Raw genomic sequence first — 1,200 nt, forward strand, 5'->3', positions numbered from 1 at the left:
CGGGTAATCCCCCCATTTTTAACGGTCGTTAAAAGTAGAGGCTATGCGGCTAAGGCCATTTTTTGAATTGGTGTAATGCCGCCCAAGGCCATATTTGGCCTTTCGTTATTGTAAGTCCAGAGCCAGCGCGTGGCGAAGTCCTGGACATCAGACACCGAATCGAACAAGTGGTGAGCGAGCCAGTCATATCGAACGGTGCGGTTATACCGTTCGATATAAGCGTTCTGCTGCGGCTTGCCTGGTTGGATAAACTGCAATTTGATGTGGCGCTTTTCAGCCCAACTCATCAGTGCAGAGCTTGCATATTCCGGGCCATTATCACAGCGAATAACTTTGGGCTTGCCTCGCCATTCCATGACTTGCTCAAGCGAACGAATCACTCGTAAGGCAGGCAGCGAGAAGTCCACATCAATGCACAAGCCTTCGCGGTTGTAGTCGTCGATAACATTGAACAGCCGTATGCTGCGCCCATCTGCCAACTGGTCATGCATAAAGTCCATCGACCAGATTTCATTGGCTGCGTACGGCACCGCCAAGGGTTCTGGTTGCTCGCGCACCAAGCGTTTGCGCGGTTTGATACGCATGTTTAACTCAAGCTCGCGGTAAATGCGGTATATGCGCTTGTGGTTCCACTTGAAGCCTTTGATGTTGCGCAAGTACAAGTAACATAGCCCAAATCCCCAGTTCCTTTGGTTATGGGTCAACCGAAGCAGCCAGTCTGCTATCTGCTGATTGTCGCTATTTAACTTGGCCTGGTAGCGATAGCATTTCTCGCTGATTCCGAATGCATCGCAGGCCAGGCGGATGCCCGCTGCGTATTGCTTGACCGCCCGCTGTGCCATCTCACGACGGTGAGATGGCTTCACCACTTTTTTTCGATGGCTTCCTTCAGGATCTCGGCCTTGAGCCGCTCCTCTGCATACATCTTTTTCAGCCGGGCGTTCTCCGCCTCCAGCTCCTTCATGCGCGACATCAGGCCAGCGTCCATGCCACCGTACTTGGCGCGCCATTTATAGAACGTAGCGCTGCTCATGCCGTGCTCTCGGCAAAGCTCCGGTACCGGCGTACCGGCTTCGGCCTGCTTGAGGATGGCAATTATCTGACTGTCGGTAAAACGTGAGGTCTTCATGCAAAATTTCCTGAATACTGCTGTTAGAAAATTCTACCTTTAAGACCGTTCCTTTTCTGGGGGGATTACCC

Annotated in this window: 1 protein-coding gene; it reads right to left on the reverse strand. The window is 52.2% G+C overall.

Annotation, left to right across the window (positions count from 1 at the left end; genetic code table 11):
* Positions 1 to 41: 41 nt before the first annotated feature.
* A protein-coding gene (locus ERE07_RS21570) for an IS3 family transposase (RefSeq protein WP_130011074.1) occupies positions 42 to 1,129 on the reverse strand; the annotation gives its coding sequence in 2 pieces (ribosomal slippage) (positions 42 to 877 and positions 877 to 1,129; 1,089 coding nt in all).
* Positions 1,130 to 1,200 lie beyond the last annotated feature (71 nt).

Source organism: Allopusillimonas ginsengisoli, from assembly GCF_004153455.1.
Classification (GTDB): Bacteria; Pseudomonadota; Gammaproteobacteria; order Burkholderiales; family Burkholderiaceae_B; genus Allopusillimonas; species Allopusillimonas ginsengisoli.